Raw genomic sequence first — 22,574 nt, forward strand, 5'->3', positions numbered from 1 at the left:
ATCAGTCGCCGTCCAGTGACGAGAACCCGGCGGTCAGGCCAAATTCGGCGGTCAGCCTGGTTCCGATCAGGGTCGTCAGGCTGGATGTCACCAGCGAGAAATAATCGAGCTTGCGGCGCAGCGCCGGATCGGCAAGTGCCTTGTCGATCGGACCCCTGATCGCCTTGGCCGCCTCGATCCCGTTGGTGAGCTGGATGTGAACCGATTCCGCCATCCAGCGCGCATCGGGCGGCAGCGCGTCGCCAAGCTGCGAGGCCTGGAACAGCGCGTCCATGCCCGCCAGGTTCCCGGTCAGCGAGCGGGCGGTGTTTTGCGAGCGCCAATAGATCGCCTGTTTCGGTTTGTCGGCCTCCGGCTTGGCGCCCAGGAAGCCTTTCAGGCGCACGTCGCGCACCATTTTCAGCTCGTTGATGAAGACGCCGACCAGTTCGGTCACCGCTTCGGTGCCGCCGTGATAGAGCGCGTTCTGCGGACCCGGATTGGCCCAGAGCGCGGCAAAACCGTCGGGCTTGGTCCAGGCATCGCTGACCTCGCCGGCGATTGCCTCGATATTGCCGGCAATGGCCGCACCGTAGGCGCAGCGATAGGCGGCGTCCCTGCCGGCCAATTGATCGGCGCCGTCACCATGGAGCACGAATTCCAGTGCGCCGAGCCCTTGCATGGCGACGCTCTTTGTCGCCAGCTGGGCCGGATCGGCGGCTGTCGGATCCTTGCCGGCAAGTGCTGCCTGCACCTGCTTCAGGCCGATGCTCTTGCGGTCCGGCCAAAACAGCATGCGCTCAAGCCGGTTGTTTTCGGAGATCGGCCCGAAACGGATGATTTCCACCACCGACCAGGCATCCACGACACCCGAGAATTCGGCGCGTGCCGCATCGAGATTGTCTTGCGAGGGCGCCTGGCAAAGCGCGTGCATGATCTTCGCCAAGCTGTCCGCATGGTCATGCAGCCTGGCATAGGCCGGGCGGACGAAGCCGTCGGTCGCCCGCTGGATCACATCCGAAGCCTTCACCGCCGCGGATGCTGGCAGCGCACCGTTGAGGACCAGCAGAGCGAGCGCAAGCGCAAGACGCTTCGGCATCAGAGCGACTCCAGAAATTTGATCAGCGCATCGCGATCGGCCGCATCAGCGGCGGCAAAGCGGTCACGCGCCTTCTGGCCCTCGCCGCCATGCCACAGGATCGCCTCGGCCAGGCTGCGCGCGCGCCCGTCATGCAGGAAGAAGGTGTTGCCGCTGACGGTCTGGGTGAGCCCGATGCCCCACAGCGGCGGCGTGCGCCATTCGCTTCCCGTGGCCTCGCCCACCGCCTGCCCGTCGGCAAGGCCTGGTCCCATGTCGTGCAGCAGGAAATCGGAATACGGCCAGATCAGCTGGAAGGCCTGCGCCTTATTCGGGGTGCCGCGACGGGTGACGAATTTCGGCGTATGGCAGGAGATGCAGCCCATATCGTAGAACAGTTTTTTGCCGGCGAGCACGTCCGGTCTGTCGAGACCGCGCCGGGCCGGCACGGCAAGGTTTTGCGAATAGAAGGTAACGAGGTCCATGATCGGCGGCGGCGCTTCGACCGGACCGAGGCGCTCCTGCACGCCGTTAGGCAGGGCAAGGCAGGTCTTTTCTCCGGAGGTGCAATCGCCCCAGTGCTTCGGCACCTCGGGCGTCGAAATGCCGATATCACCGGCAAAAGCGTCCGCCGATTGCTGGCGGATCGATGCCGCCTGCGCCTTCCAGCCGAAACGGCCGAGCGTCAGTTCACCGCTGCTGCCGTCACGTATTATGTTGGGCCTGCCGGAAATCCCGTCACCATCGCGGTCGGCCGCATCGGCACGCGCAAGGATGTCGGCAGGAGCGATCTGCTCGACCAGGCCGAGGCCGATCATCGGCGGCGTCATGCGCGGCGACAGCGTGGTGTGCGGGTCGAGCGGCCCGTAGGCGAGGCCCTCGACCGAATAGCTCGGCTTGCGCAGCGACACCGTGCTGCCATCCGCCAATTTCACCTTCTCGTCCTGATAGTCGACATGCATCCTGCCCTCGCCCTGCAGGCCGGGTACCGCCAATTCCTGCAATTGCGTGCCATAGACCGGGTCGGGGAAGTTGAGCACCTTGTGATCGGCGAGCGCGGCTTCCTCCTCCTCGGTACTGGCTTGCCTTGCCAGGCGCAGGAACATCGAGGTGGTGCCGCTGTCGCCTTGGGGCGGATGGCCGCGGCCGTCCTTCAGATGACAGTTCTGGCAGGCGCGCTCATTGAACAGCGGACCGAGCCCATCCGAGGCCTGTGTCGAGGATGGCGAGGACACCCAGTTCTTGCGGAAGATGGCGTTGCCGAGCTTGAAGGTGCCCTCTTCCTCGAAGCTGATGTTGGCAGAGGATTGCGAGAAGGCGTCCTTGTTGACGTCCTTCTTCGAGGTGCCGGCGCCGCCCTGCATTAGCTCGAATTGCTCGGGCTTGGAGAAATCGCTGGTCGGCCTGGTAATGGCGATGACGCGCGCCAGATCCTTCGGCGTCAGATCGGTGCGGCTGGTAGCAAGGCCCGCCGGTTGCGGCGCTCCGGCCAGCGCCGAGGCTGTGAGCGTCGCCACCACGGCAAGAAAAGCGCCGCGAACCATTCCGTATCGCGGTTTCTTCTGAGGCGGCAGGCCGCAATGCTCGGCCGGCCGCAAGCGGCGCATGAAATCTAGGGGGCGCCGCATTCCTGCATGTCCTTATTCCGCCTCGTCGGCCGATGCCGCGTTGAGCTGGCCGTATTTTTCCTCGCCGATCGAGGCCAGCAGATCGAGTTGCGTCTCGAGGAAGTCGATGTGACCTTCCTCGTCAGTCAGCAATTCCTCGAACAGCTTCATCGTCACGTAGTCGCCTGCCTCGTTGCAGATCTCGCGCGACCGCTTGTAGGCAGTGCGCGCGTCATATTCGCCGGCAAGATCGGATTCGAGCACTTCCTTGACATTCTGCCCGATGCGCAGCGGCGCCACGGACTGCAGGTTCGGATGGCCCTCGAGGAAAATGATGCGCGCCACGAGCCGGTCGGCATGGTGCATTTCCTCGATCGATTCGGCGCGTTCCTTCTTCGCCAGCTTGGCGTATCCCCAGTCTTCCAGCAGCCGGAAATGCACCCAGTACTGATTGACCGCTCCAAGTTCCAGAAACAGAGCCTCGTTAAGCCGCTCTATGATCTGCTGTTCGCCTTTCATGGGTTCTGCTCCCGTATTGGACGCGCAGGCCTCTGACGCGATCCAGGTGTGAAACGATGTCCACGCCGCTCGCCGCCGAGCGGGTGTGGTAATTTTCGGTGACCCGAATGATCGTTTCGACCACATTTGGGAAGCAGCCGCAACAGCGACCGCGCTTGTGCATGGCATGATAGACCTTCGCCGGCACGATAAGCTGCCAAGGGTCCTCATCCAGCAGTCCGACGATCGTCTGCTCTATCTCCTTTTCGGTGATGATGTTGCAATGGCAGATCAGCATTTGGCGCTCTGGCTGACGGCGCTCATTGCACCGCGTGGCTGGTGGTTTCGATAGTTTACTGGAACACCTTGTCCGGTGAATCGAGGCTGTCCGAGCCCTCGAAGGCCATGGCATTGAGCTTCAGGGTACCGACGGCGCGTTCGATCGACTTGGTCTGATCGACCAGCGCCTCGATCGCCGCCTGCACGGTGGCATTGCCTTCCGTGTTGCCCTCTCCGATCTGCTGGTCATAGGCCTCGCCGGCAAGCGCCCGCGCCTTGATGGCCTCCATCTTGGCGACGGTGACATCCAGTTTGTCCGATAATTCCTTGTCGATCGCCGGATCGGCCGCCTTGACCATGTCGGCCACCGACGGGCCCTCGACGACAGTGCCGTCAAGCCGCGTGTAGCTGCCGCGATAGGCGGCGCGGATGCCGACGGCGTCATTGAGATGGGAGTTGTAAGTGTTGTCGGAGAAACAATCGTGCTCCTCTTCCGGATCGTGCAGCAAGAGGCCGAGCTTCATCCGCTCGCCGGCGAGCTCGCCATAGGACAGCGAGCCCATGCCGGTGAAGATGGTCGAAATGGCGGCGTTCGGCTCGCCATCGACAAGGTTCTTGCGGGCGGCGCCGCCTTCCTTCCAGTCGTAGACCATGTCCTTGAGATCGGAAACCAGAAGGTCGCTCGCCGATTTCAGGTACTGCCCGCGACGGTCGCAATTGCCGCCGGTGCAATTGGCAAGATCGTAATCGGTGTAGGGCCGCTCGCCGGCGCCAGGACCGGTGCCGTGCAGGTCCTGGCCCCATAGCAGGAATTCGATGGCGTGATAGCCGGTCGCCACATTGGCCTCGATGCCGCCGGCTTCCTGCAGGGTGCCGGAGAGGAACTCCGGCGTCAGATTGGTAGCGTCGACCTTCTTGCCGTTGATCTCGATCGACTTGTTGGCGATCACATTGGCGGTATAGAGCGCGTTGGCGTCCGACTCGGTGCCGTAGCCCTTGGCGACATAGTCGATCAAGCCCTCGTCGAGCGGCCAGGAGTTCACCTTGCCTTCCCAGTCATCGACGATCGCATTGCCGAAGCGATAGACCTCGGTCTGCTGATAGGGAACGCGCGATGCCTTCCAGGCCTCGCGGGCGGCGTTCAGCGTTTCGGCCGATGGCTTGGCGAGCAGTGCATCGACAGCCTTGTCGAGCGCCTCGGCCGTGATCAGCGAATCCTCGTATTTGGCGAGCGCAATGTCGGAATAGGTCTTGATGACCGCCTTAGCATCGGTTTGCGCCTTGGCCGGCAGCACGAACACCGCCGCCGTGAGCATCGCGGTGGCGCCGATCGCCGCAAGCCTGCCGCCATACCGCGCCGTGATCATCGTTCTCATGACTGTCTCTCCTCGGGAATCAATGAAATGCCGGCGCCGCGGCGGGCAGTTGCCAGCGGGCAAAGAAGGGTCGCGCCATCGCGCGGTTCGCGGAAGAAAGACACCGAAATGCCTCCAATCGAAAGGGTTCAAGGCCCAGACATCAAAGGGATGCGCTGACGCGCGAGCTTCCATAAAACGGCGAAGACGCCGGATGTCAACTGGTGGTCTAGAAAAAATTCAATTGAAACAACAGTTTAGAATTATTCTAAACTAGAACTGTCAACTTTAACACCGATGTATCAGGAATGCCGGCGCATGACGCGATTGACAGGGGGGCATTCCGGGTGCGACCCGGATCGGCGTTCTTGCGGCGGCGCCGGACAATCGCCAGCTGGCGGGACGTCCTAGATTTGGATGAGGAATCGGGCTGTTATGAAGAACGGGGTTGTCATTGTCGGTGCGGGTCATGCGGGCGTGCAAGCGGCCGCCAGCCTGCGCGAAGAGGGCTATGACGGGCCGGTGATCCTGATCGGCGACGAAAACGAGTTGCCCTACCACAAGCCGCCGCTGTCGAAGACCTTCATCAAGGATCAGCAAGCAAAGCCGCAGCCGTTGCGCGGCGAGGCTTTTTATACCGGCAGCGCCATAGACTATCGGCCAGGCCTCCGGGTCGAGCGCATCGATGTAGGCGGCCGCCGGCTGGAGATATCGGGCGGCGGCGTGCTGCCGTTCGAGCGGCTGGTCCTCGCCACCGGCGCGCGGCCGCGCCTGCTGCCGCTGCCGGGTTCGGAGCTTTCCGGCGTTGTGTCGCTGCGCTCGCTCGGCGATGCCCGCCTGATCCGCGAATTGAGCGCGCAAAGCGAGGAGGCCGTCATCCTCGGCGGCGGCTTCATCGGCCTGGAGATTGCCGCGACGCTCACCGCCGCCGGCCGCAAGGTCACGTTGGTCGAGGCGGTCGACCGACTGCTCGGCCGCGCCGTGGCGCCGGTCATCGCCGGCCATGTGCGCAAGCGGCTGGAAGCCACCGGTGTGCGCGTCCTCACCGGCACCACCATCGAACGGCTGGAGGGCGAGAACGGCCGTGTTTCGGCTGCAATCACCTCGTCCGGCGAGAGATTGCCGGCACAGATGGTCGTCATCGGCATTGGCGTCGTGCCGAATGTCGAATTGGCCGAAGCCGCCGGTATTGCCATCGCCAACGGCATCCGCGTCGACCAGCAGATGCGCACGTCGGTGCCGGAAATCCTCGCCATCGGCGACGCCGCCTCCTACCGGCACTGGTTCACCGGCGGCGATGTGCGGCTGGAATCGGTGCAGAACGCCACAGACCAGGCGCGGCTCGCCGCGCGCACCATCATCGGCCATGCCGACAATTACTCGGCGGTGCCGTGGTTCTGGTCCGATATCGGCGACATGAAGCTGCAGATGGTCGGCCTGATTGCGGGCGGCGACAGCCATGTCGTGCTGGGCGACGTGGCCGAAAACAAATTCTCGATCTACCACTACGCCGCAAGCCGGCTGCTCGGCATCGAATCGGTCAACCGGCCCGGCGACCATATGCTTGGCCGCAAGATGCTCGGCGCCGGCTTTTCGCCGTCGCCGCAGATTGTCGCGACCGGGCCCGACGGGCTGAAGGCGGCGCTCGCCGCCTTCCAGCAGGCAGAGCCTGCAAGAGCGGCCGGATAGCTCAGGCGGCGCGAACTTCGCGGATCGAGCTTTCGAGGATGTCGAGCGCTTCGTTCATGACGGCGTCCTGGATGGTGATCGGCGCGAGGAAGCGGATGACGTTGCCGTAGACGCCGCAGGTCAGCAGGATCAGGCCCTTGTCGAGCGCCTTCAGCCGCACCGCATTGGCGAGTTCCGACGACGGCAGCCCCTTCGTCACATCGTTGAACTCGACCGCGTTCATGAAGCCAGGTCCTCGGATATCGACAATCTCAGGCGCTTCGTCGCGGATCGATTGCAGGCGCTGCTTCAGACGGTTGCCTAGCGTGTTGGCGCGGTCGCAGAGCTTCTCCTCATCGATGACGTCGAGCACGGCATGCGCCGCGGCGACGCCGATCGGGCTGCCGCCATAGGTGCCGCCGAGCCCGCCGGGGCTCGGCGCATCCATGATCTCGGCACGCCCGGTGACGGCCGCCAGCGGGAAGCCGCCGGCCAGGCTCTTGGCCATGGTGGTGATGTCGGCCGCCACCTCGTGGTGGTCCATGGCAAACATCTTGCCGGTGCGGGCAAAGCCGGTCTGCACTTCGTCGGCGATCAGCAGCATGCCGTGCTGGTCGCAGATCTTGCGCAATGCGGTCATGAAGTCGCGCGGCGCCTCGTAGAAGCCACCCTCGCCCTGCACCGGCTCGACGATGATCGCGGCGACGCGGGCCGGGTCGACATCGGCCTTGAACAGCCGGTCGAGCGCGGCCAGCGAATCGGCGACCGAGACGCCGTGCAGCGCCACCGGGAACGGCGCATGGAAGACATCCGCCGGCATGGCGCCGAAGCCGACCTTGTAAGGCACGACCTTGCCGGTCAGCGCCATGCCCATGAAGGTGCGGCCGTGAAAGCCGCCGGAAAAGGCGATGACCGCCGGCCGGCCGGTGGCATTGCGGGCGATCTTGATCGCGTTCTCGACCGCCTCGGCGCCGGTGGTGAGGAAAATCGTCTTCTTGTCGAACTTGCCGGGGAGCATGCCGTTCAGCCGTTCCGCCAGCCTGATATAGCTCTCATAAGGCACGACCTGGTAGCAGGTGTGGGTGAAACGGTCGAGCTGCGCCTTGACCGCTTCGATCACCCTAGGGTGACGGTGGCCGGTGTTGACGACAGCGATGCCGGACGAGAAATCGATATAGCGGCGGCCTTCGACGTCCCAGATCTCCGAATTTTCGGCGCGATCGGCATAGATCTGAGTGGTCATGCCGACGCCGCGGGAAATCGACTGGTTCTTGCGTTCGGAAATGGCTGAATTTGTCATCGTACCCCTCGCCGGGCCGGCGCCCGCTCTCGTTTGATGGCTGTTGAGACTCTTCTGGGCTTATTTCAGTTTTTCCTCAAGTTGGCACCGCCGCCGGGCGATTGGGCCTGCCGGTCGGCGTCAGCAACCGAACGCCCGTCGCTCATGCCGTCCTGACAAACCCCTCGCTGGCCCTCAGCAAATTGCGCGTATAATCCTTGGTGACACGGCGTTCGACAAGATCGTCCGCCGTCAGATTCTCCATCGCTTCGCCGTTCTGCATCACCATCAGCCGCTCGCACATGTGAGTGATGATAGCGAGGTCGTGGCTGACCATCAGGAAGGTCAGCTTGCGGCGCCGCCGGATCTCCTCCAACAGGTTCAGCACTTCGGCCTGCACCGAAGCGTCGAGCGCCGAGGTGGGTTCGTCGAGCAGCAGGATCGAGGGTTCGAGGATCAGGGCGCGCGCGATCGCCACGCGCTGGCGCTGTCCGCCCGACAGTTGATGCGAATAGCGGAAGCGGAATCCGGTTCCCAGGCCGACCTCGTCCAGCGCCCGCTGGATGCGCTTTTCACCGTCAGCGAAGCCATGAATGGCGAGTGGCTCCTGCAGCAGGCGGTCGACGGTCTGGCGCGGGTGCAGCGAGCCGTACGGGTCCTGGAAGACCATCTGCACCTCGCGATAAAACGCCTTGTCGCGGCGCGCGCCGAGCGTTTTGCCGTTGACGGTAATGGTGCCTGATGCGGCCGGCGCCAGGCCGGCGATTGCCCTGAGAAGGGTCGACTTGCCGGAGCCGGATTCGCCGACGAGGCCGAACGATTCACCGGATTGCACCTCGAGGCTGACGCCTTTCAGCGCGCGGAAGCGGTCGAACATCACCTCCAGCCTGTCGACGGAAAGGGCTGCCGTCATGCCGCCCACTCCGGCTTGCGGTCGAGCACCGGCAACGGGTGGCGGTCGGCGCCGATCTTGGGCATGCAGTTGAGCAGGCCGCGTGTATAGGGATGCTGGGCGCGGCCGAGTTCGGAGGCCTTGAGCTGTTCGACCACCTTGCCGGCATACATGACGATGACACGATCGCAGAAGGACGAGACCAGGCGCAGGTCGTGCGAGATGAAGATCAGCCCCATGCCGCGCTCGCTGACCAGCCGGTCGAGGATGCCGAGCACGTCGAGCTGCACGGTGACGTCGAGCGCCGAGGTCGGCTCGTCGGCGATCATCATCTCCGGCCCGGCGATCAGCATCATGGCGATCATGGCGCGCTGGCCCATGCCGCCGGAAACCTCATGCGGATGCAGGTCGAAGACACGGACCGGATCGCGGATCTGCACAGCCTCCAGCATGGCAAGCGCGCGCTCGCGGGCTTCGGCCTTGGAGACCTTCTCATGCGTGCGCAGCGTCTCGACGATCTGGCGGCCGATGCTCATCACCGGGTCCAGCGAATATTTCGGATCCTGCAGGATCATGGCGATACGCTTGCCGCGCAGCGCCCGGCGCTCGCGCGGCGAGGCGGCCAGCAGGTCGATGCCGTCGAAAGCGAGCGTCTTCGCGGTCACCTCGGCCTGCGGCGGGGTCACTCCCATGATGGCGCGGCCGGTCTGCGATTTGCCCGATCCGCTCTCGCCGACGATGCCGAGCCGCTCGCGGCCGAGCGAGAAGGAAACGCCGCGCACCGCCTCGATCAGGCCGGTGCGCGTCGGGAAGGTAACGCGCAGGTCGTCGACTTCGAGAAGCGTGCTCATTGGTCACCGCTTCGGGGATCGAGCGCGTCGCGCAGGCCGTCGCCGAGCAGGTTGAAGCCGAGGCTGACGATGAGGATGGCAAAGCCCGGCGCGCCCGCCACCCACCACTGGTCGAGCACGAAGCGGCGGCCCGATGCGATCATCGCGCCCCATTCCGGCAGCGGCGGCTGCGCGCCGAGACCGAGGAAGCCGAGACCGGCGGCGGTCAGGATGATGCCGGCCATGTCGAGCGTCACCCTGATGATCAGCGAGGAGATGCAGAGCGGCATTATGTGGCGAAGCACGATGCGGAACGGCGAGGCGCCCATCAGCTGCACCGCCTTGATGTAATCGGAATTGCGCACCGTGAGCGTTTCGGCGCGCGCAATGCGGGCATAGGGCGGCCACGAGGTGATGGCGATGGCGAGCACGGCGTTTTCGATGCCGGGGCCGAGCGCGGCGACGAAGGCCAGCGCCAGGATCAGCTTCGGAAAGGCGAGAAAGATGTCGGTGATGCGCATCAGGATCGCATCGGTCCAGCCGCCGGCATAGCCGGCGACGGTGCCGACCAGCAAGCCGATGGGCGCGGCGATGATGGCAACCAGAATGACGACGTACAGTGTCCAGCGCGAGCCGAAGATGATGCGCGAATAGATGTCGCGGCCGAGATCGTCGGTGCCGAACCAGTGCGCGGCACTCGGCGCCAGCAGCCGCGAGCCCTTGAGGTCGCCGAATGTCGGCGAATAGGGCGCCAGCACATCGGCGAAGGCCGCGACCACCAGTAGGGCGATGATGATGAGCAGGCCGGCAAACGCCAGCCGGTTGGCGGAGAAGCGCCGCCAGGCCACGTAGGCGCGGCCGAGCCTTGCCTGCACGCGCGACGCCGGCCGCTCGCTGAGCAGCCAGTCGCGGCGGGTTTGAATCGCTTCCGTGCTCATCCTGCCTTCGTCCTCATCCTGCCTTGGTCCTGGGATCGAGCACCCGGTAGAGCAGGTCGGAGAATAGATTGATGGCGATGAAGACCGAGCCAATGATGATGGTGCCGCCGAGCACGGCATTCATGTCGGCGTTCTGCAGCGAGTTGGTGATGTAGAGGCCGATGCCCGGCCACGAAAACACCGTCTCGGTCAGCACCGAGCCTTCGAGCAGCCCGGCATACGACAGAGCGATCACCGTAACCATCGGCACCGCGGCGTTGCGCAGCGCGTGACTCCAGATGATGCGCGTTTCGGACAGGCCCTTGGCTCGTGCCGCGACGATATATTCCTGGGTGAGTTCGTTCAGCATGAAGGAGCGCGTCATGCGGCTGATATAGGCGAGCGAGAAATAACCGAGCAGCGAGGCCGGCAGGATGATGTGGCGGAAGGCATCGGCAAATACGTCCCACTGCCGCTGCCAGAGTGCATCCAGCAGGTAAAAGCCGGTAATCGGCGTGAAGGTGTATTCGTAGACGACATCGAGGCGGCCGGGAAAGGCGACCCATTGCAGCTTGGCGTAGAACAGAACCAGCGCCAGCAGCCCCAGCCAGAAGATCGGCACGGAATAGCCGACAAGGCCGATGATCCGCACGACCTGGTCGATGACGCTGCCGCGCCGCACCGCGGCCAGCACGCCAAGCGGCACGCCGATCACCGAACCGATCAATGTTCCCAGCGTCGCCAGTTCGAGCGTCGCGGGAAAGGCGCGGCGGATATCGGTCATCACCGGATTGGTGGTCAGCACCGAGGTGCCGAAATTGCCGTTCAAGGCGTTTTTCACATAGATGTAGAACTGCTCGACCAGCGGCAGGTCGAGGCCCATCTCGCGGCGCGTTCGTTCGACGACATTGGCCGGCGCCCGGTCGCCGAGCACCGCCAGCACCGGGTCGATCGGGATGACACGGCCGATGAAGAAGGTCACCGCGAGCAGACCGAGATAGGTCGTTATCGCGATGACCAGGAACCGGGCGATCGATGAGGCCACGGCAACGGCGCGGGCGCCGCCGCGCCCTGCCGTCACTTCGCTTTCAGCCACACTCATACGGCGCGTCCGCCGGCGTCACTCCTTCGAGACGGGGCCGACGAAGTTGGTGTCGAAGCTCGGGCCGAGCGCAAAGCCCTTGAGGTTCTTGCGCAGGCCGGCCACTTCCAGCTGCTGGTGGATGATGACGAAAGGACTGGTGTCGAGGATCTTCTTCTCGAGATCCTGGTACATTGTGGCGCGCTTGGCCGCGTCCTTCTCGAGCAGGGCGGCTTCGGTCTGCTTGGTCAGGTCCGGGATGTCCCAGGCGTTGCGCCAGGCCAGCGTCTTGGTCTTGCCTTCATCCGAATTGTCCGGGTTGCTGGCAAAGGTCTGCGCATTGGAATTCGGGTCGAAATAGTCCTGGCCCCACTGGCCGATATAGATGTCGTGGTTTCGGGCGCGGTATTTGGTCAGCGTCTGCTTGCCGTCGCCGGGGATGATCTCCAGCTTGATGCCGGCCTGTCCCAGCGTCTGCTGGATCGATTCGGCCATGCCCGTCGTCGGCTGGCCGGTGCGCACGTCCATGGTGACACTGAAGCCGTCGGCGAGACCCGCCTTGGCAAGCAGTTCCTTGGCCTTGGCGACATCGAATTTGAACGGATTCTCGTCCAACTCGCCGAGCACGCCCTTGGGCAGGAAGGTCTGATGGATCTCGCCGATGCCCTTGAGGATGGTCGAGCTCAATGCATCATAATCGACAAGATATTTGAAGGCCTGGCGAACCTCGGGCTTGGCGAGGTTCGGATTCTTCTGATTGAGGCTGATGTAAAAGACCGTGCCCTTGGGGGCTGAGGTGGTGGTGAGGTCGGCATTCTTGGCAATCGCGTCGAGGTCGTTCGGCTCGAGATTGCGGGCGACGTCGATGTCGCCGGCTTCCAGCGCCAGGCGCTGGCCCGAGCTTTCCTTCATGTTGCGATAGATGACACGGGCAAGCTTGGCCTTCTCGCCGTTGTAATTGTCGTTGCGTTCCAGCACGACGGCCTCGTTGGCGCGCCATTCGCGCAGCTTGAAGGCGCCGGAGCCGGCATAGCCGGTCTTCAGCCAGGCATTGCCGAAATCATTGTCCCATTTGTAGTCGGCGCTCGGCGTGACCGCGGCGACATGCTCCTTGACCAGCTTGGCGTCGACCACCGAGGCGACCGTCGCCGACAGGCAGTTCAGCACGAAGCTCGGCGCATAGGCCTTGTCGACGGTGAACTGGAACGTCGTATCATCAACGGCCTTCGCCTTCTCGGTGACATTGCCGCCATCGATGCCGAACTGGCCGATGATGAAGGCCGGGCTCTTGTCGAGCTTGATGGCGCGCTCGAACGAATAGGCGACGTCCGCCGCCGTGATCGGATTGCCGGAGGCGAATTTGAGGCCGAGCTTGAGCTTGAACGTGTAGGTCAGGCCGTCGTCGGAGACGCTCCAGCTTTCCGCGAGATCGCCTTTGACCTTGGAGGTGTCGCTGAGGTCGAGGCGTACCAGGAGATCATAGGTGTTGCCGGTGATTTCGGCGGTCGACAATTCGAATGCCTCGCCCGGATCCATGGAGATGATGTCGTCGATGGCGAAACCCTCGACCAGCGTGTCGGCGGGCGTGACCGCGAAGGCAGGCGCAGCGGCCAGAAGCAGCGCGGACATGGCCGCGCCCGCGAGCAAGAAGCGGGAGCGTAGAGCAAACTTTTCCATCATCATTTTAACTGTTCCCTGTTTTTGTTGACCTGAGTTCCCGGCTCAGGGTTGTGGCATTTTCTTGCCGCGTCGAACGGTGATCCCCGGACCATTGTCTTGGCAATTTTTGTGCAGTTCCGGCTCACCATATCCGGCGGTTTCGAGCGCGGCAACGAGCATTTGCAGAACGGTCGATTGGGCCAGACCGGCGGTGCGAAAACCCGGCTATTTCAGCGCGGTAGCCAGGTCGGCGTCGGGAAAGCAGGTAGCGGAACGGCCGTTTCTGGCCTGCCATTTGCCGATCGAGCGGCGCGTCTTGAAGCCGGGCAGGCCGTCGGCGCTGCCGACATCATAACCCTTTGCCTCCAGCGCCCGCTGCAGGGCGGCGATGTCGGAGCGGTAGAGCCCGCCGACCGCGCCCCAATTGCCCGAGAAATTGCTGTCGCCATGGGCGATGCGATCGGCGCCATGGCCGATGAACAGGGCATAGAGATCGCTGGTGTTGTACTGCTTCAGCACGTAGAAATTGGGGGTCACGATGAAGGCCGGGCCGCTGCGCCCGGCCGGCATCAAAAGAAAACCTTCTGCCTTCAGTTCACTCGCCGGGAATGGTTTACCCGACACACGCCTGATACCCATATCAGCCCATTGCGAAATCTTCTTGCCCTGGTCGGGACCTTCGAGCGAGCACGAGACGCTGTCCGGTATCGTCACCTCGAAGCCCCAGCCGCGGCCCCTGACCCAGCCATAATGCACGAGATAATTGGCGATCGACGCCAGTATGTCGGGCCTCGAATTCCAGATGTCGGTGCGGCCGTCGCCATCGAAATCGACGGCATGCTTCAGAAACGACGTCGGCATGAACTGCGGCTGACCGAGCGCACCGGCCCAGGACGATTTTATCGCGCCGACCGGGGCAAGCCCGCGCTCGACGATCTCGAGCGCCGCCAGCAGCTCGGTGCGGAAGAATTCTTTCTTCGTCGACATGAACGCCTTGGTGCCCAGCACCTCGAAGGCGTCGTAGGGCAGCTTTGCCGCACCGAAGCCGCTCTCGCGGCCCCAGATCGCCAGCAGCACTTCGCCGGGCACGCCATAGCGCTTCTCGATAGCGGCAAGGGTCCTAGCGTTGGCCGCCTCGCGGGTGCGGCCGCCGGCGGTGACCGCGCGAACTATCTTTTCGGCGAAATAGGCGCCCGGCGAACCGAACTCGGCCTGATGCTGCTTCCGCGGCGTCGTCGCCTTCTCGCCCGGCAGCACCAGGTCGGGCAGCTTGAGGTTCGGCTTGACGCCGTCGAAGGCGGCATCGAAGGTTTTCCTGGAGATGCCTTTGGCCTTGGCTTCGGGCCAGAGGTCGTTGCCAAGCCAGGCGCGGAACTGATCGTCGATTTTTGCCGCGGAGACGGGGGTGGCGAGGAGGAAGGCGGCAAGTGCGGCGAGAAGAAACGCGACGGCTATTTTGTGAAAGCAGCGATCCGTCCCACCCCCCTCTGTCCTGCCGGACATCTCCCCCGCAAGGGGGGAGATTGGCTGTCGCCTCTGCTTCCGCCAATTTTCGACGTTGAAAGATTGGCGGCGAGATTGACGCTGCCGATCTCCCCCCTTGCGGGGGAGATGTCCGGCAGGACAGAGGGGGGTGTGACAGAGTGCCCGCCTTAAAAAATGCGCAGCAGCCATCATCCGCACTCTCCCCGCCACTCGCCTCAAAACGCCGTCCGCGAGCGCAGTGCGGCGGCCAGCGTGCCTTCGTCGAGATAATCGAGCTCGCCGCCGACCGGAACGCCATGCGCCAGCCGCGTCACCTTGATGTCGAAGCCGGAAAGCTGGTCGGTGAGGTAGTGCGCGGTGGTTTGGCCCTCGACCGTGGCGTTGACGGCGAGGATCACTTCCTTGACTTCGCCGCCGGCGACGCGATCGACCAGCGAACGGATGTTGAGCTCATCAGGACCAATGCCGTCGAGCGGCGACAGCGTACCGCCGAGCACATGGTAGCGCACGTTCATGGCGGTCGCCCGCTCCAGCGCCCAAAGGTCGGCCACGTCCTCGACGACGATGAGCGTGGTGGGGTCGCGACGCGCGTCGGTGCAGATCATGCATGGGTCTGAGGTGTCGACGTTGCCGCAGGTCGAGCAGATGCGCACCTTGTCGACCGCCTCGCCCATGGCGGCGGCGAGCGGCGCCAGCAGCTGTTCCTTCTTCTTGATGAGGTGGAGCGCGGCGCGCCGTGCCGAACGCGGGCCGAGCCCCGGCACCTTGGCCAGCAGCTGGATCAGGCGTTCGATCTCGGGACCGGCGATTCGCTTCGACATCGCACCGGTTTAGACCATGATCCCGAAAAGTGGAAACCGGTTTTCGGAAAAGATCATGGTCAAACAAGACGATAGAGCCCCATTCCGATCTATCGGAATGGATCAGGCTCTAGGATTTTTCAACGGGTTTTGGAACACTGCTGAGGCGCGGGATGTTCGATGCGCAAAGAGGCAATCGCTTTAGGTTTGTGCCGCCCCTCATTGCCCTGCCGGGCATTTCTCCCCGTATAGTGACGGGGAGAAAGGGCCGACCGTGACCCTCGGCACCCTTTTTTGCGACGCCGGAAATTGGCGAAATCCTTGGCAACAGCGTCCTTCTCCCCGTCACTATGCGGGAGAAGATGGCGGCAGCCAGATGAGCGGCGGCGACGTTGACCGTCTCAGTTTTCTTCCAGCGGCCGGGTCTGGCCGGCGATCATCGCGCCGATGGCGTCGGTGTTCTCGGGCGTCGCCTCGAACGACATTGTCGGCTCTGCCGGCGCTGCCTCGAAGGAGGTGACAGGCCGTGCGCTCGCGGTCCCACCGAAACGGGCCGCATCGGGCTCCTGCATTGGTTCTTGCAGCGCCACCAGCACCGGCTTCTCCTGGGTGGGCTTCTCTGGGGCCGCCCTCTCCGGGGTCGCCATCCCGGCAGTCACCCTTGTCTGCTTTGCCGGCTGCGATGCGGCGGCGGTCACATAGGTCGCCTTGGCGAATGTCGGCTTGGCGTCGCGCGCCGGCTCGGCCGAGGCGACAAGTATGGCCTGAGCGGCAGGCGCTTGCGGCTTGGCCTGGGCCACGGCGACCACCGGTTCGTCCGGCAGCGGCTGCCAGTTGCGGCCGCGCTTTTCATAGAAGGCATTGCCGCCGGCGACCATGGTGTAGTGCATGTTCTTGTAGGGGAAGCGCAGGCCGGCGGTGTGGAAGTACATCGTGTTCTTCAGCTTGGCTTTGCGCTCGCCCTTGAGCACCGCCGCGGCGGCTTCCTCGACATCGGGCATCGCCTTCGAATTCATCGGCCGCGTCATGACGCCCGGCGCGAATTGGCCGCGCTCGCCAACGACCTGGCAGATGGTGTTGCCATGCTTGCCGGACCGCAGCCGGTTCATCACCACCGTGCCGACCGCAATCATGCCGTCACGGCTCGACCGGTTGGACTCGAAGAACATTGCCCGCTCCAGGCACTCCTTTTCCTTCGGCGTGGAATTGTAGGAACGCGAGCTCAGGAAACCCGGCGTAATGGCATCGGTCAGGCTGGACATGCCGTGCGAGGCGGTCTGACTGCAAGCGGCCAAAAACAGCGGCGAGATAACGACGCCGAGCCGCAACGGCGTCTTCCATCGGGTAGAGATCAACAGGCGTCCCCTCATTCTGCTGCCAGCCCGCCCCTGGTTGCGGCAAGAATGAGACACTTTCAGGCAAAAAGATGGCTAAAGCGTTATTAAGTGTGGGGAGTTGCCTAATAGACACAGCCGGCGGAAGAGCAAGCACTGGCTGCTGCACTCTTCGGCCACTGTAACGGCATACCGATTGACTAAAAGCGCGTCGCGTTCGACCGGCCTCAGGCGACGCGCTTTACGTTCTTGTTTCGATGCATGTCGTTACCGCAAAACCGCTGCACACTTTTGCGCGACATGCATTAGCCTTAGAAGGGCAGTTTCATTCCCGGCGGGATCGGCAGTCCCGCGGTCAGCGCCTTGGTCTTTTCCTGCATGGTTTGCTCGACCTTGGTCCTGGCGTCGTTGTGGGCAGCGAGAAGCAGATCCTCGAGAATCTCGACCTCGTCCTCCTTGAACAGCGACGGGTCGATCTTCAGCGACTTCATCTCGAATTTGCCGGTCAGCGTCACGCTGACCAGGCCGCCGCCGGCCTGTCCGGTGGCTTCCAGCGTGGCGATCTCATCCTGCATGGCCTGGAACTTGGCCTGCATTTCCTTTGCCTTGCCCATCAGGCCGAGAAGATCTTTCATCGCACGGTCCTTTGCAGTTGGTGCCGGTTGTTTCAGGTTTCGTCGTCGTCTGCCGGCGGCTCGACCGGCACTTCGCCCTCGGCCGCATCGGCCTCCGGCGCGTCGGGAATGCGCACGTCGATGATCTTGGCGCCGGGAAAGCGCGCCAGGATGGCGGCGACCGTCGGATCGCTCTTGGCATCGAGGAAGGCATTTTCGCGCTTTGTCGATTCCATCTCGGCCAAGGTCTGGCCGCCCTCTTCCTTCGACAGCGACACCAGCCAGTTGCGGCCGGTCCAGGCGCGCAATTTGGCGGTCAAATCGTTGAGCAGCATCTTCGGCGCATCGTCGGTCAGGCTGACGTCGATACGGCCGGGCTCGATGCGCACCAGGCGCACGCAACGCTTGACCAGCACCTTGAAGGCCATGTCGCGCTGGGCGTCGGCAAGGGCAACAATGTCGGCCAGCGATTTCACCGCCACCGGCGGCGCCTCGACCACCGGCTCCGGCGGAGCAACGAAATTGGTCGGCACCGGCTCGGGCTCGACCAGGCGCATCGACTGCGCGCCGCCATTGGCCGTCGGCATCCGCGTCTGCGCCACGGCACCGGCACCACCGCTTGCAGGCCCATGGCTTGCGGGGCCGGGGCTTGCGGGGCCGGGGCTTGCCGGCGCGCCATTCGCGCGCGGCGCGGAGCCGGGCAGCGAAACGCCGCTCTCCAGCGATCTCAGCGCCTCGTCCAGCGTCGGCAGGTCGGCGGCATGCGCCAACCGGATCAGCACCATCTCGGCGGCGCTGACTGGACGGTTGGAAGTCTGCACCTCGGGAATGCCTTTCAAAAGCATCTGCCATGTCCGCGACAGCACCTTGACCGACAGCGTCCTGGCGAAATCGGCGCCGCGCCGGCGCTCGTCCTCGGACAGCGAGGCGTCGTCGACAGCAGCCGGCACGAAGCGCAGACGGGTGACCAGATGGTTGAACTCGGCAAGGTCGGTCAGCACCGCGGCAGGATCGGCGCCGGTATCGTACTGGGCACGGAATTCGGCAAGCGCGGCGGCGACGTCGCCTTTCATGACATGTTCGAACAGGTCGACGATGCGGGCACGGTCGGCCAGGCCCAGCATGGCGCGGACCGCTTCGGCGCTGACCGCGCCGCCGCCATGGGCGATCGCCTGGTCGAGGATGGACTGCGCGTCACGCATCGAGCCTTCGGCCGCGCGCGCGATCATCGCCAGCGCATCGTCTTCGACTTCGATGCCCTCCAGACCCGCTATCCTGGCAAGGTCGGCCTTGATCATTGCCGCATCGATGCGCCTGAGGTCGAAACGCTGGCAGCGCGACAGGACGGTGATCGGCACCTTGCGGATTTCGGTGGTGGCGAAGATGAACTTGACGTGCGGCGGCGGCTCTTCCAGCGTCTTCAGCAGGCCGTTGAAGGCCTGGTTGGAAAGCATGTGCACTTCGTCGATGATGTAGACCTTGTAGCGCGCCGATACCGGGGCGTAGCGCACGCGTTCGATGATGTCCCTGATGTCGTCGATGCCGGTATGCGAGGCGGCGTCCATCTCGATGACGTCGACATGGCGGCCTTCCATGATCGCCTGGCAATGCTCGCCGAGCACGGCAAGGTCGACTGAAGGCTGGTCGACGGTCGATGTTTTATAGTTCAGGGCCCGCGCCAGTATGCGCGCGGTCGTCGTCTTGCCGACGCCGCGCACGCCGGTCAGCATCCAGGCCTGGGCGATGCGGCCGGTGGCAAAGGCATTGGTCAAGGTGCGGACCATCGGCTCCTGGCCGATCAGTTCGGAGAAATTCGACGGTCGGTATTTGCGCGCCAGCACGCGATAGGCGGCAGGCTTGTCCGATTTCCCGGCGTCGTTTCCGGCTTCGCTCATTCGCCCGTTAAGCTCCAAGGGCTGCCACTGGAGGCGGCCGATTCCTGCGCATAGTTTCGCCCGCACGGCTTGGCGCCGTCAATGTCGGGGCAAAAGGCGAAGAGGCGGGAGGCTGGAACAATGACCCGTTCCGGGCTCGTTAGGGCTGCTTCCTTCCGGACCTGACCCGGTTGGCGAGTGGACCGTCCACCACCAACCTCCCGGCCTCCATATCGGCAATCCGGCGATGAAATGCAAGTGCGGATGATAGGAGTCGTGCGCGACGGCGAAAGCTGAAACCAAAAACCCGCCTCGGCGGGCGGGTCGTTGGTGCGAATAATCACCATAGCGACATTAGTAGCATAGCTGCCGGCACAAAGCAAGAACAAAATGTGGCTGCGGTCAAAATTGTCGACCTCGGCGGGGCAGCGCCAACCGTATGCAATGCCCTGGTCCTCGGTTCTTCGCGCACAATCAGCGCCACGACGGCCAATGTTGCTTGCTGCCCCTTGCGGCCCCCCGGTAGCCGCTCTAGCGTCGATAAAGTTCAAAAAACGTCAAAATGCGAGGGAAACGCCGATGCTGCCGGGCCTCAAGGCAGGATTCACGCTTGACGCTCAGCTGGAAGCCGACAGCGAACAGCTGATGTGGCTCGGCCTGTGCGAATTGCGCGTCATGAACGACCGCCGCTGGCCGTGGCTGCTGCTGGTGCCGCAGCGGCCGGGCATCGAGGAAATCCACGACATGACGCCGCTCGACCAGGCGATGCTGACCTTCGAGACCAACATGGTGGCGCTGGCGCTGAAGCGGGTGACCGGCTGCACCAAGATCAACACCGGCGCGCTCGGCAACATCGTGCGGCAGTTGCACGTGCATGTTATCGCGCGCTCGGAAGGCGATCCCGGCTGGCCCGGCCCGGTGTGGGGGCACGGCCGGCGCGAGCCCTACCAGCGCTCCGACATTCGCAAGTTTGCGGAAAAGATCAAGGCAGCGCTATAAGCCTCTCCCGTGTCCATCTTGAACCTTCCCGAGTCCGCATGAGCTTTAGCCTGTTTGACGCGCCCTTGCGCGAGCCGAGCCAGTTCGTCGGCTTCGCCGGCAACATCATCGACCGGCAATCCGAAAACCGCGCCGACGATTCCGTCGAAAAGGCGCTCGCCGATCCGACGACTCGGCTTTTGCTGATGCATGGCGGCCGGCTCTATCTGAAGCTTGCGCAAGACGCATTCGATCCCTGGTTCGGCGTGGCCGAAAGCCGGCCGCTCGAGGCATCGCTCGAAAACGGCGTCCTGCTCGGTTTTTCCGAAAGTGGCCCGGTGCTGGCGGTGCCGGCCGCGGTCGAGCCCGAGCAGCTTCCCGAGACGATCAAGGCGATCGACTATCGCTCGGTCTATATGCAGGGGCTGATCGACGAAGCGGCGGCCGGCGCGCTGGCGCAAGGGGCGGCGCTGCTCGCCTGGCATGCCAGCCATCGCTTCTGCAGCAAATGCGGCACCGAAGCCGAGATGCGGGCCGGCGGCTACAAGCGGCATTGCCCGGCCTGCGGTACGGAGCACTTTCCGCGCACCGACCCGGTGGCGATCATGCTGACGGCGACGCGCGAAAAATGCCTGCTCGGCCGCGGCCGGCATTTCGGGCCCGGCATGTATTCGGCGCTCGCCGGTTTCATCGAGCCGGGCGAGACGATCGAGGCGGCGGTGCGCCGCGAAACGCTGGAGGAAGCCGGCATCCGGCTCGGCCGCGTCGTCTACCACGCCAGCCAGCCCTGGCCGTTTCCCTATTCGCTGATGATCGGCTGCTTCGGCGAACCGCTCAACGACGACATCCACCCCGACCTCAACGAGCTGGAAGACTGCCGCTGGTTCTTTCGCGACGAGGTGCTGTCGATGCTGGCCAGGGAACATCCGGGCGGCCTGGTGACGCCGCCGAAAGGGGCGATCGCCTATAACCTGATCCGCGCCTGGGCCGACAGCGCGTGACACGAAGACATCGCAGGAGCAAAAAATGATCCGTCACACCGTCGTGTTCACGCTAAAACACCCGCCGCACTCGCTTGAGGAAAAAAGGTTCCTCGCCGATGCCAAGAGGATCCTCACGGCGATAAAGGGCGTCACGCATTTCGAGCAGTTGCGGCAGGTCAGCCCCAAGAACGAGTACCGCTTCGGCTTCTCGATGGAGTTCGCCGATCAGCGGGCTTACTCCGGCTACAACGATCATCCCGACCACGTCGCCTTCGTCCGCGACCGCTGGATCCCCGAGGTCGAGGCGTTTATGGAGATCGACTACGTGCCGCTCGGCTGGGGCTGAGACGGGGAAGCGGCGCTCCAAAAAATCAATACCCCGCGTCGCGGTCCACCACATTTTCCAGCGCTTCGCCGCGCTCGAAGGCGTCCATCTGGCGCAGCATGATCGGCGCCAGGTGGACCGGATCGGAAGTTGCCGCCGCATGCGGCGTCACGAACACTTTAGGATGGTTCCATAGTGGGCTGGTCTTCGGCAGCGGCTCGACCTCGAACACGTCGAGGCTGGCTTCCTTCAGCGTGCCGTCGTCCAGTGCGCGCAGAATGTCGGCGTCCTTCTGCAGCCTGCCGCGCCCGGCATTGATCAGCACCGAGCCGCCGAGGCCGTTGCGCTTGCGCAGCTCCTTCAGCACGCCGTGGTTGATGATGCCGTGCGTCTGCGGCGTCAGCGGCAGAAGCACCACCAGGATGTCGGTAGCGTTGAGGAACGGGATCAGGCCGGCCTCGCCCGCATAAGTCGAGACACCTTGCATCGGCCGATCGCTGCGCGACCAGCCATTGACCGGAAAGCCGAGCGACAACAGCACCGACGCCGCCGCGCGGCCGAGCGTGCCGAGCCCCATAATGCCGACCGAGATGTCGCTGGCCGGCCGCTGCTGCGGTTCGTGCCAGATCTTCTTCTGCTGCTGGGCGCGGTAGAGCATGCCCTGGCGATGGTGGTCGAGCACCCGCCAGACGACGTATTCGGTCATGTACTGGGTCAGGTTGTCGGCCACCACCTTGACGACCGGAACGTCGGGCAAGGTGGGATCGGCGAAGATGTGGTCGACGCCGGCGCCGATCGAGAAGATGGCGCGCAGATTGGGCAGCGATGACAACAGGTTCGGCCGCTGTTTCCACACCACCGCATAGGTGATCGACGGATCGGCGGCGCCATTCGGCTCGAGCACCACTTCGCGCTCCGCCGACAGCAGTTCGCGCCAGCGCAGCGGATGAATACCGGTGAGGGCAAGCAGGATGCGGCCTTTTTCCATTGCGGATTGTTTTTCCTTTTTACCAACAGCGTTCGCGTCCCGACGTGCAAGGGCGCGGCAGCGTTTTGATT

21 protein-coding genes and 1 other RNA gene are annotated in these 22,574 nt (G+C 64.0%); 4 read left to right on the forward strand and 18 right to left on the reverse strand.

Annotated elements, in window-relative coordinates; translation table 11 throughout:
* Position 1: 1 nt before the first annotated feature.
* The 5 genes from NKH71_RS15130 to NKH71_RS15150 all read right to left on the reverse strand — a co-directional run bounded on the left by NKH71_RS15130 (position 2) and on the right by NKH71_RS15150 (position 4,808).
* Complete coding sequence (locus NKH71_RS15130) at positions 2-1,078, reverse strand: imelysin family protein (RefSeq protein WP_023719579.1); 1,077 nt, start codon at positions 1,076-1,078, stop codon at positions 2-4.
* On the reverse strand, positions 1,078-2,601 hold the full coding sequence (locus tag NKH71_RS15135; RefSeq protein ID WP_502897175.1) for a di-heme oxidoreductase family protein: 1,524 nt from the start codon (positions 2,599-2,601) through the stop codon (positions 1,078-1,080). The genes NKH71_RS15130 and NKH71_RS15135 overlap by 1 nt, the downstream gene beginning before the upstream one ends.
* A gap of 96 nt (positions 2,602-2,697) precedes the next feature.
* Positions 2,698-3,183, reverse strand: a complete 486-nt coding sequence (bfr, locus tag NKH71_RS15140) for a bacterioferritin (RefSeq protein ID WP_023719581.1) — start codon at positions 3,181-3,183, stop codon at positions 2,698-2,700.
* Complete coding sequence (locus NKH71_RS15145) at positions 3,149-3,460, reverse strand: (2Fe-2S)-binding protein (RefSeq protein ID WP_254816251.1); 312 nt, start codon at positions 3,458-3,460, stop codon at positions 3,149-3,151. The genes bfr and NKH71_RS15145 overlap by 35 nt, the downstream gene beginning before the upstream one ends.
* Positions 3,461-3,515: 55 nt before the next feature.
* Complete coding sequence (locus NKH71_RS15150) at positions 3,516-4,808, reverse strand: imelysin family protein (protein WP_502900378.1); 1,293 nt, start codon at positions 4,806-4,808, stop codon at positions 3,516-3,518.
* Positions 4,809-5,231: 423 nt separating this feature from the next.
* Between NKH71_RS15150 and NKH71_RS15155 the strand changes: the two genes are divergently transcribed.
* On the forward strand, positions 5,232-6,485 hold the full coding sequence (locus tag NKH71_RS15155) for an NAD(P)/FAD-dependent oxidoreductase (protein ID WP_352846979.1): 1,254 nt from the start codon (positions 5,232-5,234) through the stop codon (positions 6,483-6,485).
* 1 nt (position 6,486) lies between these two features.
* Here NKH71_RS15155 and NKH71_RS15160 read toward each other — a convergent pair whose 3' ends face one another.
* The 12 genes from NKH71_RS15160 to ffs form a co-directional block, all read right to left on the reverse strand.
* Positions 6,487-7,764, reverse strand: coding sequence for a 4-aminobutyrate--2-oxoglutarate transaminase (locus tag NKH71_RS15160; RefSeq protein ID WP_352515768.1), 1,278 nt, complete (start codon positions 7,762-7,764; stop codon positions 6,487-6,489).
* 142 nt (positions 7,765-7,906) lie between these two features.
* The gene (locus NKH71_RS15165) at positions 7,907-8,656 is read right to left on the reverse strand and encodes an ABC transporter ATP-binding protein (protein ID WP_352483249.1); all 750 of its coding nucleotides are present in this window, start codon (positions 8,654-8,656) and stop codon (positions 7,907-7,909) included.
* Complete coding sequence (locus NKH71_RS15170) at positions 8,653-9,486, reverse strand: ABC transporter ATP-binding protein (protein WP_352716737.1); 834 nt, start codon at positions 9,484-9,486, stop codon at positions 8,653-8,655. Before NKH71_RS15170 ends, NKH71_RS15165 begins: the two co-directional genes overlap by 4 nt.
* On the reverse strand, positions 9,483-10,403 hold the full coding sequence (gene nikC / locus NKH71_RS15175; protein WP_292653972.1) for a nickel transporter permease: 921 nt from the start codon (positions 10,401-10,403) through the stop codon (positions 9,483-9,485). The genes NKH71_RS15170 and nikC overlap by 4 nt, the downstream gene beginning before the upstream one ends.
* 13 nt (positions 10,404-10,416) lie before the next feature.
* The gene (locus tag NKH71_RS15180) at positions 10,417-11,484 is read right to left on the reverse strand and encodes an ABC transporter permease (RefSeq protein WP_352791805.1); all 1,068 of its coding nucleotides are present in this window, start codon (positions 11,482-11,484) and stop codon (positions 10,417-10,419) included.
* A gap of 18 nt (positions 11,485-11,502) precedes the next feature.
* On the reverse strand, positions 11,503-13,146 hold the full coding sequence (locus NKH71_RS15185; RefSeq protein WP_352791803.1) for an ABC transporter substrate-binding protein: 1,644 nt from the start codon (positions 13,144-13,146) through the stop codon (positions 11,503-11,505).
* A 201-nt stretch (positions 13,147-13,347) separates the two neighbouring features.
* The gene (locus NKH71_RS15190; protein WP_352716745.1) at positions 13,348-14,625 is read right to left on the reverse strand and encodes a lytic murein transglycosylase; all 1,278 of its coding nucleotides are present in this window, start codon (positions 14,623-14,625) and stop codon (positions 13,348-13,350) included.
* A gap of 197 nt (positions 14,626-14,822) precedes the next feature.
* Positions 14,823-15,428 carry a recombination mediator RecR gene (gene recR, locus NKH71_RS15195; protein WP_023719591.1) on the reverse strand — a complete coding sequence of 202 codons (606 nt, stop codon included), beginning with the start codon at positions 15,426-15,428 and terminating at the stop codon, positions 14,823-14,825.
* 380 nt (positions 15,429-15,808) lie between these two features.
* Entirely contained in the window at positions 15,809-16,762 is a 954-nt protein-coding gene (locus NKH71_RS15200; protein WP_023719592.1) for a cell wall hydrolase, read from the reverse strand.
* A 290-nt stretch (positions 16,763-17,052) separates the two neighbouring features.
* Entirely contained in the window at positions 17,053-17,376 is a 324-nt protein-coding gene (locus tag NKH71_RS15205) for a YbaB/EbfC family nucleoid-associated protein (RefSeq protein WP_023719593.1), read from the reverse strand.
* A gap of 32 nt (positions 17,377-17,408) precedes the next feature.
* Positions 17,409-19,250, reverse strand: coding sequence for a DNA polymerase III subunit gamma/tau (locus NKH71_RS15210; RefSeq protein WP_352493753.1), 1,842 nt, complete (start codon positions 19,248-19,250; stop codon positions 17,409-17,411).
* Between the two features lie 104 nt (positions 19,251-19,354).
* Positions 19,355-19,451, reverse strand: an RNA gene (gene ffs, locus NKH71_RS15215) — signal recognition particle sRNA small type.
* Between the two features lie 357 nt (positions 19,452-19,808).
* On the opposite strand from ffs, the gene NKH71_RS15220 reads away from it, so the two are divergent.
* The 3 genes from NKH71_RS15220 to NKH71_RS15230 are packed head-to-tail and all read left to right on the forward strand — an operon-like array spanning position 19,809 to position 21,536.
* Entirely contained in the window at positions 19,809-20,228 is a 420-nt protein-coding gene (locus tag NKH71_RS15220; RefSeq protein ID WP_352895145.1) for an HIT domain-containing protein, read from the forward strand.
* Between the two features lie 38 nt (positions 20,229-20,266).
* Positions 20,267-21,208, forward strand: a complete 942-nt coding sequence (nudC, locus tag NKH71_RS15225; RefSeq protein WP_023717835.1) for an NAD(+) diphosphatase — start codon at positions 20,267-20,269, stop codon at positions 21,206-21,208.
* Between the two features lie 25 nt (positions 21,209-21,233).
* Complete coding sequence (locus NKH71_RS15230; RefSeq protein WP_352483257.1) at positions 21,234-21,536, forward strand: Dabb family protein; 303 nt, start codon at positions 21,234-21,236, stop codon at positions 21,534-21,536.
* A gap of 25 nt (positions 21,537-21,561) precedes the next feature.
* On the opposite strand, the gene NKH71_RS15235 is transcribed toward NKH71_RS15230, so the two are convergent.
* The gene (locus tag NKH71_RS15235; RefSeq protein WP_023717837.1) at positions 21,562-22,503 is read right to left on the reverse strand and encodes a 2-hydroxyacid dehydrogenase; all 942 of its coding nucleotides are present in this window, start codon (positions 22,501-22,503) and stop codon (positions 21,562-21,564) included.
* Positions 22,504-22,574 lie beyond the last annotated feature (71 nt).

The sequence above is a fragment of the Mesorhizobium sp. M0983 genome, assembly GCF_040318975.1.
Taxonomy (GTDB): Bacteria; Pseudomonadota; Alphaproteobacteria; order Rhizobiales; family Rhizobiaceae; genus Mesorhizobium.

Excerpts from the sequence above, each read along its gene's own strand:
- NKH71_RS15130 (WP_023719579.1), bottom strand. The coding sequence starts at position 1,078 with ATGCCGAAGCGTCTTGCGCTTGCGCTCGCTCTGCTGGTCCTCAACGGT.
- NKH71_RS15135 (WP_502897175.1), bottom strand. The coding sequence starts at position 2,601 with ATGGTTCGCGGCGCTTTTCTTGCCGTGGTGGCGACGCTCACAGCCTCG.
- bfr (WP_023719581.1), bottom strand. The coding sequence starts at position 3,183 with ATGAAAGGCGAACAGCAGATCATAGAGCGGCTTAACGAGGCTCTGTTT.
- NKH71_RS15145 (WP_254816251.1), bottom strand. The coding sequence starts at position 3,460 with ATGCTGATCTGCCATTGCAACATCATCACCGAAAAGGAGATAGAGCAG.
- NKH71_RS15150 (WP_502900378.1), bottom strand. The coding sequence starts at position 4,808 with ATGATCACGGCGCGGTATGGCGGCAGGCTTGCGGCGATCGGCGCCACC.
- NKH71_RS15155 (WP_352846979.1), top strand. The coding sequence starts at position 5,232 with ATGAAGAACGGGGTTGTCATTGTCGGTGCGGGTCATGCGGGCGTGCAA.
- NKH71_RS15160 (WP_352515768.1), bottom strand. The coding sequence starts at position 7,764 with ATGACAAATTCAGCCATTTCCGAACGCAAGAACCAGTCGATTTCCCGC.
- NKH71_RS15165 (WP_352483249.1), bottom strand. The coding sequence starts at position 8,656 with ATGACGGCAGCCCTTTCCGTCGACAGGCTGGAGGTGATGTTCGACCGC.
- NKH71_RS15170 (WP_352716737.1), bottom strand. The coding sequence starts at position 9,486 with ATGAGCACGCTTCTCGAAGTCGACGACCTGCGCGTTACCTTCCCGACG.
- nikC (WP_292653972.1), bottom strand. The coding sequence starts at position 10,403 with ATGAGCACGGAAGCGATTCAAACCCGCCGCGACTGGCTGCTCAGCGAG.
- NKH71_RS15180 (WP_352791805.1), bottom strand. The coding sequence starts at position 11,484 with ATGAGTGTGGCTGAAAGCGAAGTGACGGCAGGGCGCGGCGGCGCCCGC.
- NKH71_RS15185 (WP_352791803.1), bottom strand. The coding sequence starts at position 13,146 with ATGATGATGGAAAAGTTTGCTCTACGCTCCCGCTTCTTGCTCGCGGGC.
- NKH71_RS15190 (WP_352716745.1), bottom strand. The coding sequence starts at position 14,625 with ATGTCCGGCAGGACAGAGGGGGGTGGGACGGATCGCTGCTTTCACAAA.
- recR (WP_023719591.1), bottom strand. The coding sequence starts at position 15,428 with ATGTCGAAGCGAATCGCCGGTCCCGAGATCGAACGCCTGATCCAGCTG.
- NKH71_RS15205 (WP_023719593.1), bottom strand. The coding sequence starts at position 17,376 with ATGAAAGATCTTCTCGGCCTGATGGGCAAGGCAAAGGAAATGCAGGCC.
- NKH71_RS15210 (WP_352493753.1), bottom strand. The coding sequence starts at position 19,250 with ATGAGCGAAGCCGGAAACGACGCCGGGAAATCGGACAAGCCTGCCGCC.
- NKH71_RS15220 (WP_352895145.1), top strand. The coding sequence starts at position 19,809 with ATGCTGCCGGGCCTCAAGGCAGGATTCACGCTTGACGCTCAGCTGGAA.
- nudC (WP_023717835.1), top strand. The coding sequence starts at position 20,267 with ATGAGCTTTAGCCTGTTTGACGCGCCCTTGCGCGAGCCGAGCCAGTTC.
- NKH71_RS15230 (WP_352483257.1), top strand. The coding sequence starts at position 21,234 with ATGATCCGTCACACCGTCGTGTTCACGCTAAAACACCCGCCGCACTCG.
- NKH71_RS15235 (WP_023717837.1), bottom strand. The coding sequence starts at position 22,503 with ATGGAAAAAGGCCGCATCCTGCTTGCCCTCACCGGTATTCATCCGCTG.